The sequence below is a fragment of the Rhodoferax sp. P1_F3 genome (genome assembly GCF_056405715.1).
In genome coordinates, this window is sequence record NZ_JBFUBO010000026.1 from 1 (window position 1) to 7,058 (window position 7,058).

5 protein-coding genes are annotated in these 7,058 nt (G+C 63.9%); 2 read left to right on the forward strand and 3 right to left on the reverse strand.

Translation table 11 applies throughout. The features are described from left to right. From AC1DZ5_RS21315 to uvrA, 3 genes are all read right to left on the reverse strand, one after another. Positions 1–96 (reverse strand): helix-turn-helix domain-containing protein (locus AC1DZ5_RS21315; RefSeq protein WP_477892800.1); only part of this gene is annotated, 96 nt, incomplete at its 3' end. Positions 97–197: 101 nt separating this feature from the next. Further along, complete coding sequence (locus tag AC1DZ5_RS21320; RefSeq protein ID WP_477892794.1) at positions 198–1,892, reverse strand: hypothetical protein; 1,695 nt, start codon at positions 1,890–1,892, stop codon at positions 198–200. 24 nt (positions 1,893–1,916) lie between these two features. Beyond that, positions 1,917–4,991, reverse strand: coding sequence for an excinuclease ABC subunit UvrA (uvrA, locus tag AC1DZ5_RS21325; RefSeq protein WP_477892796.1), 3,075 nt, complete (start codon positions 4,989–4,991; stop codon positions 1,917–1,919). 127 nt (positions 4,992–5,118) lie between these two features. Between uvrA and AC1DZ5_RS21330 the strand changes: the two genes are divergently transcribed. Together AC1DZ5_RS21330 and ssb are read left to right on the forward strand one after the other, a co-directional pair. Further along, a complete protein-coding gene (locus AC1DZ5_RS21330) occupies positions 5,119–6,297 on the forward strand; it encodes an MFS transporter (RefSeq protein WP_477892802.1) in 1,179 nt (392 codons plus the stop codon). Between the two features lie 25 nt (positions 6,298–6,322). Continuing rightward, on the forward strand, positions 6,323–6,832 hold the full coding sequence (gene ssb / locus AC1DZ5_RS21335) for a single-stranded DNA-binding protein (protein ID WP_477892798.1): 510 nt from the start codon (positions 6,323–6,325) through the stop codon (positions 6,830–6,832). Positions 6,833–7,058 lie beyond the last annotated feature (226 nt).

Genomic DNA, 7,058 nt, shown 5'->3' on the forward strand with positions numbered 1-7,058 from the left:
GCCAATGGCGCGCAGGCTCAATCCGTTTTCAAGGCCGATCGCGATGGTTTGGCGATCTTGATAGTCCAGCTGGCTGTAATGAGGTTCTGATTTCATGCGCACACCTTAGAGTTAAATTAAAGGTGTTGCACTTCACTATTGAGGCAGCCAGGGCTAGAGGCTTATTTTGCACTAAACCGAGAGGGGCAGCAGGCAGGCTAGACCTTGGCGCCCGCCTTGATCAGCGCAGCCCGCACCACTTGTTGATCGCCGAAGGTGGCGAGGAGCAGCGCGTTGATGCTCTTTTGGCTGGGGTCGACCGCATTGGGGCTCGCGCCTGCCTTGAGCAGCGGGCCTACGGCGGCGCTGTTGTAGTGCTTGATGGCGTCGATCAAGGCTGCGTCGAGTTCCTTGCGCCCTGAGAAGGCGTTGGAGTCGAGCCGGAACTGGACTTGGCCTTCGCAATGGGCGCGCACTGCCTCACCCAAGGAGCCCACCCGGTCGCACGGGTCCATCAGATTCTTGGCTTGGGGGTTGGCAGCGCGCAGCGCCAGTTGCAGCCCCATGTAGTTGCCGTTCGACGCGTAGGTCGTGTCATCCGACAGCAGAAAGGTGGAGTGCCCATCGGCGTTCTCCGTTTGCACCACCAACTGCAAGCGCACATCCTGGTCGCCCGCCAGGTTCTGCGGCAGCGTGAGTTGAAAGATGCCGTCGCTGCGCAGGGCCACGGGGTCTTTTGCCAGATCGACCACCCAGGGCAGGGGTTCGCTTCGCGCCAAAGTGGTGGTGGTGCCGTCGCTGTCGGCCTGGCTCAGTACCAGACGAATGCTTTCCACCCGGCAGTTGACAGCTGGTTTACATGCGCCCGCTGGCGCGAGCGCCAGCTGCTGAATGCGCATGCGCAACTCCCCGCGGTTCACTTGTGCCTGACCTTGCAGGTGGGCGCGCAAGTGCCCATCGTCGAGTAACCAGTTGCTTAGCAGCACACCAAACTCCGGTGTGCGCACGCGCGTGCTCAGGAGCCAGGAGGCATCGGTTTCGTCCACGCCCCGCGCGCGATCCACCCCCACCGCCGCCGCGTCAGCGACCGGCACGCTGTCCTCCGACATGGTCATGAGCGGCCAGTCCTTGGGCTGCGCATCTGAGGACCACATGGGCAGCAACAAGCCCCATGCCACCCAGCCCACCACACCGAGCGACAGTGCGAACGCGCCGCGCCGGACCCAGCGAAGGCCACGTCGGACGTGTGCTGGCGACGCAAGCCCAGACGCGTAGTCCGGCTCAGGCAGGCCCGAAGTCGTCGGGGCGTCGGTATCCGGTGGTAGCGAATCCGAGGCGTCATCTCTGGTGTCTAGGCCGGTTGCGCGGGACGTTGGGGCTTGGGTCTCAATGTGAAAAGGCCATACCTCGTCATCCCCCTGGAGCACCAGGGAAACGTACCAAAAGTCGTCTTCTGAACTCGGCAGATCGGTGGGAAGGGTGAATTCGGCCGTGACGGCCTGCACCATGAGTTCGCCGTCCACCAGCGTGGGGACCGGGCTGGCCATCCATTTGCGCTCCCAGACGCACCCAAAACCGCTCGTGTCTTCGTTCGGCGAATCAATGGTCACCAGCAGTGTCCAGACCTGCGCCTTCAGAGGCCGGGTCAGGTTGAACGTTGCCATCGTAGGCACGCCGTGGGGCACCGGGTCCTGCGCGAGGTGCAGCGTGACGCCATTGCCGCGCAGGCGGCTGAGCCAGAGCAGCAGGGCGCCCACGGCAAGCCCCACAGCCGTGAGTGCCGCCACGCCTTTGAACCATTCCGCAATGCCAGTTTCCGGTATCACCAGCCCCCAGACCAACGCGTTCCAGATAATGGCGATCACGGTCAACATCGGTGCGCCAGCGCCGGGCGAGGTTTTGCGGTTGGGCATCGTATTTTTCGTGGCGGCGCGTACTTATTCCACGGGCGTCAGTAGCGGCTTCAAATACCGCCCCGTGTGACTCTCCGGATTCGCTGCAATGTCCTCCGGCGTGCCCACGCCCACCACGGTGCCGCCACCCGCACCGCCCTCGGGGCCGATGTCGATCAGCCAGTCGGCGGTTTTGATCACGTCCAGGTTGTGCTCGATGATGACGATGGTGTTGCCCGCATCGCGCAGCTGGTGCAGCACCTTGAGCAAGAGCGCAATGTCGGCAAAGTGCAGGCCGGTGGTCGGTTCGTCCAGGATGTAGAGCGTGCGGCCTGTGTCGCGTTTGCTGAGTTCTAGCGCAAGCTTCACGCGCTGCGCCTCGCCACCTGACAGCGTGGTGGCAGCCTGGCCCAGGCGGATGTAGGAGAGGCCCACGTCCAGCAGGGTTTGCAGCTTGCGCGCGATGGTGGGCACGGCCTGCAGAAACTCGTAGGCCGCCTCCACCGTCATGTCCAGAATCTGGGCAATGTTCTTGCCCTTGTAGAGCACTTCCAGCGTCTCGCGGTTGTAGCGCTGGCCGGCACACACGTCGCAGGGCACGTACACATCGGGCAAAAAGTGCATCTCCACCTTCACCATGCCGTCGCCTTGGCAGGCCTCGCAGCGGCCACCGGCCACGTTGAAGCTGAAGCGGCCCGGGCCGTAGCCGCGTTCGCGCGCCATGGGCACTTCGGCCATCAGCTCGCGAATGGGGGTGAACAGGCCGGTGTAGGTGGCGGGGTTGCTGCGCGGCGTGCGGCCAATCGGTGACTGGTCCACATTGATGACCTTGTCGAAGTACTGGATGCCGTCAATGCTCTCGTGCGCCGCGGGCTCGTCGTGCGCGCGGTAGAGCTGGCGCGCCACGGCGGCGTACAGCGTGTCGTTCACCAGCGTGCTCTTGCCCGAGCCGGATACGCCGGTCACGCAGGTGAGCAGGCCCACGGGGAAGTCCACGTCCACGCCCTTGAGGTTGTGGCCACTGGCGCCCACCACGCGGATGGCTTGCATGTTGCCCTGCGTGGCAATGTGGTGTGCCTGGCGCTCGGCCCAGGCCAGTGCGGCCTTGCTGGGGGCGCCTTTACTGCCGGTTTTGGTGCTGGCCTTGGCCACGGGTTTGGCCTCTGCCACCACGGGCAGCCAGGGCGTGCGGCGTTTGGGCACTGCAATCTGCAGTGTTTTGGCGAGGTACTGGCCGGTCAGCGACTCGGGGTGGGCCTTGACTTCGTCAAACGTGCCTTGGGCGATCACGCGGCCGCCGTGCACGCCCGCACCCAAGCCCATGTCGATCACATGGTCGGCGGCACGCATCATGTCTTCGTCGTGCTCTACCACCAGCACGCTGTTGCCAATGTCGCGCAGGTGCTGCAGCGTGCCAATGAGCCGGTCGTTGTCACGCTGGTGCAAGCCGATGCTGGGCTCGTCCAGCACGTACATCACGCCCGTCAGGCCGGAGCCGATTTGCGACGCGAGGCGGATGCGCTGACTTTCACCGCCACTGAGTGTCTCGGCGCTGCGGTCCAGGCTCAGGTAGTTCAGGCCCACATCGTTGAGGAACTTCAGGCGCAGGCCGATTTCGCGGATCACCTTGGATGCAATCTCACCGCGGGCGCCTGGCATTTGCAGCGTGTTGAAGTACTCAAAACTTTCACGCAGCGTGGCGTGGCTGATCTCGTAAATGGCGCGGGCCTGGTCGCCCTCGCCCACCTTCACGTGGCGTGCTTCCTTGCGCAGGCGCGAGCCGAAGCAGTCGGGGCAGGGCTGGGTGCTGCGCAGGCGGCCCAGGTCTTCGCGCACCAGGGCCGAGTCGGTCTCGCGGTAGCGCCGTTGCATATTGGGGATGATGCCTTCGAAGGGGTGCTTCTTGCTGACCTTCTTACCCTGCGAAGCGCCCGAGTCCATCACGTAGCTGAACTTGATTTCTTCCTCACCCGAGCCGAACAGGATGGCGGTTTGCACCGCTTCGGGCAGGCTGTCGAAGGCAGCGTCGATGTCGAATGCGTAGTGCTTGGCCAGGCTCTCCAACATGCTGAAGTAGTAGCCGTTGCGCCGGTCCCAACCTTTGATGGCGCCGCTGGCCAGGCTCAGCGTGGGGAAGGCGACCACGCGCGTGGGGTCGAAAAACTCGTGGTTGCCCAGCCCGTCGCAGGTGGGGCAGGCACCCACGGGCGAGTTGAACGAGAACAGGCGCGGCTCCAGCTCGCTGATCGAGTAGCTGCAAATGGGGCAGGCGAACTTGGCGTTGAATAAGTGCTCTTTAGGCCGCTGGCCCCCGTCGTCATTGCGCGAGGCGCTATCAATTTCAGAGTCTTTGGGCGTATCCATCTCCAGCGCAATGGCCCGGCCATTGGCCAGGCGCAGCGCAGCCTCAAAGCTTTCGGCCAGGCGCTGCTTCAGATCGGCACGCACCTTGATGCGGTCCACCACCACGTCGATGTCGTGCTTTTCGGTCTTCTTGAGCTTGGGCAGGTTCTCGGCCTCATAGGCCTCGCCGTTGATGCGAAAACGCACATAGCCCTGGGCCTGCATGTCGGCAAACACGTCCAGAAACTCGCCCTTCTTCTCGCGCGCCAGCGGCGCCAAGATCATCAGCCGTGTGTCTTCGGGCAGGGCCAGCACGGCGTCCACCATCTGGCTCACGGTCTGGCTTTGCAGCGGCAGGTTGTGGTCCGGGCAAAACGGGGTGCCGGCACGCGCGAACAGCAGGCGCAGGTAGTCGTGAATCTCGGTCACCGTGCCCACGGTGGAGCGCGGGTTATGGCTGGTGGCTTTTTGCTCGATGGAGATGGCGGGCGACAGGCCCTCAATCATGTCCACATCGGGCTTGTCCATGAGTTGCAAAAACTGGCGTGCGTAGGTGCTCAGACTCTCCACATAGCGGCGCTGGCCCTCGGCATACAGCGTGTCAAACGCCAGGCTGGATTTGCCGGAACCACTCAGCCCGGTGATCACCACCAGCTGGTTGCGTGGGATGTCTAGGTCGATGTTCTTCAGGTTGTGGGTGCGCGCACCCCGCACGCTGATGTTTTGCTGCTGCAGGGCCCTGGCCAAGTATTTACCGTCGTCAGTAGGAGAGTTCAAGTTCGTGGCCGCCAAAGGAGTAACCCGCCATGATAGACAATGTCGGGTTACGCCGCCCGCCCCGGGTTTGTGCCGCCTTTTGCCACGAGTGCCCGTTTTGTCCACGCCCGCCCTGTTCGACACCACCATGACGCCGCAAGAGCGTCGCTCCAGTGCCTCTTTGGCCCTCATATTTGCCCTGCGCATGCTGGGGCTTTTCCTGGTTTTGCCGGTTTTTGCGCTGGAGGCGCGCCGCTACCCTGGTGGCGACGATACCGCGCTGGTGGGTCTGGCCATGGGGATTTACGGGCTGACGCAGGGGGTTCTTCAGATTCCATTTGGCATGGCGTCGGACCGGTTCGGCCGCAAACCGGTGATGGTGCTGGGGCTGGTCATCTTTGCGGCAGGCAGTGCCCTGGCGGCCTGGGCGCCCAGCCTGCCCTGGCTGGTGGCGGGGCGGGCGCTGCAAGGGGCGGGTGCCATTTCGGCCGCGGTGACGGCCTTGCTGGCCGACCAGACGCGGGACCTGGTGCGCACCAAGGCCATGGCCCTCATTGGGGCCAGTATCGGGCTGATGTTTGCACTGTCCCTGGTACTGTCGCCGCTGTTGGCGGCCCACGTGGGCTTGCATGGCCTGTTCGCCATCACCGCCTGTCTGGCGTTGGGTGGGATTGTGGTCGTGATCTGGTGGGTGCCGCCGGAGCCCGTGGTGCATGTGGACCAAGCGCGTGGCGGGTTGCTGGAGGTGCTGCGCCATCCTGCGCTGCTGCGGCTGGATCTCGGGGTGTTTGTGCTGCACGCGGTGCAACTCGCCATGTGGGTGGCCCTGCCCGCCATGCTGGTGCAGGCCGGGCTGGCGCGTGACCAGCATTGGCAGGTGTATCTGCCCGCGGTGCTGGCGTCGTTTCTGGTCATGGGTTTGACGTTGTTTCCGCTGGAAAAGCGGGGCTATCTGCGTGCTGTATTTTTGTCGGCTGTGGGGCTGGTAGGTTTGGTGCAGCTGGGCCTGCTGGTGTTGAGCCAGGGTGCACCGTCCGTGGCACTGATGGCGGGGTTGTTATTTGTATTTTTTTGTGGCTTCAACGTGCTGGAGGCCAGCCAGCCCAGCCTGGCCTCGCGCGTGGCGCCCGCTTCGGCCCGGGGCGCAGCGTTGGGGGTGTACAACTCGCTGCAATCCCTGGGCTTCTTTGCAGGCGGGGCCCTGGGCGGCTGGCTGGTGAAGTGGGCCGGAGCACAGGCCCTGTTTGCCACCAGCACCATGGCCATGCTGGTCTGGCTGGCCGTGGCCTGGCCCATGCGGGCCCCGGTGGCGGTCCGGGCGGCATAATCGTCCCACTTTTCTGGAGAAAACCATGGCATCCGTCAATAAAGTCATTCTGGTCGGCAACTGTGGCCGTGACCCCGAAATCCGCTACCTACCCTCTGGCCAGGCCGTGGCCAACGTCAGCGTGGCCACCAGCAGCCGCCGTAAAGACCGCAACACCGGCGAGACGGTGGAAGACACCCAGTGGCACCGCGTCACCTTTTACGACCGCCTGGCCGAGATCGCCGGCGAATACGTGAAGAAGGGCCGCCCCATCTACGTGGAAGGCCGCCTGAAGTACGGCAAGTACATCGACCAAGCGGGCGTGGAAAAGAGCACCGTGGACATTGTGGCCACCGAGCTGCAGCTGCTGGGCGGCCGCGAAGGCATGGGCGGCCCGTCCGACGGTGGCGATGAAGGCGGTGCACCACCGCCCCCCCGTCGCATGGCACCTGCCGCTGCACCACGCGCCGCGGCCCCCGCGCCCGCACCGCGCCAGGCACCTGCTGCACGCCCCGCCAGTGGGTTTGATGACATGGACGATGACATTCCGTTTTAATTCTGATATTCGTCGCCATCCAGGCAACAAAAAAGCGACCCTCGGGTCAATGCCAGTCAGTTAAGCCGTACGTGATTTGAAGGGCTGTAAAAAGGGAGCGTGTTTCACGTTCCCTTTTTCTTTGATGAGCCTGCTGCAAAACACATTGGACGAAACTCTGGCGGCTTTGCCCGTCAGCGGGATGAGGGAGCTGGGATCGTTGATCGATCCGGCCTGGATCGAACAA

What these genes read in the sequence shown, in the direction of transcription:
- ssb (WP_477892798.1), top strand. Translation starts at nt 6,323, where the DNA reads ATGGCATCCGTCAATAAAGTCATTCTGGTCGGCAACTGTGGCCGTGAC.
- AC1DZ5_RS21320 (WP_477892794.1), bottom strand. Translation starts at nt 1,892, where the DNA reads ATGCCCAACCGCAAAACCTCGCCCGGCGCTGGCGCACCGATGTTGACC.
- AC1DZ5_RS21330 (WP_477892802.1), top strand. Translation starts at nt 5,119, where the DNA reads ATGACGCCGCAAGAGCGTCGCTCCAGTGCCTCTTTGGCCCTCATATTT.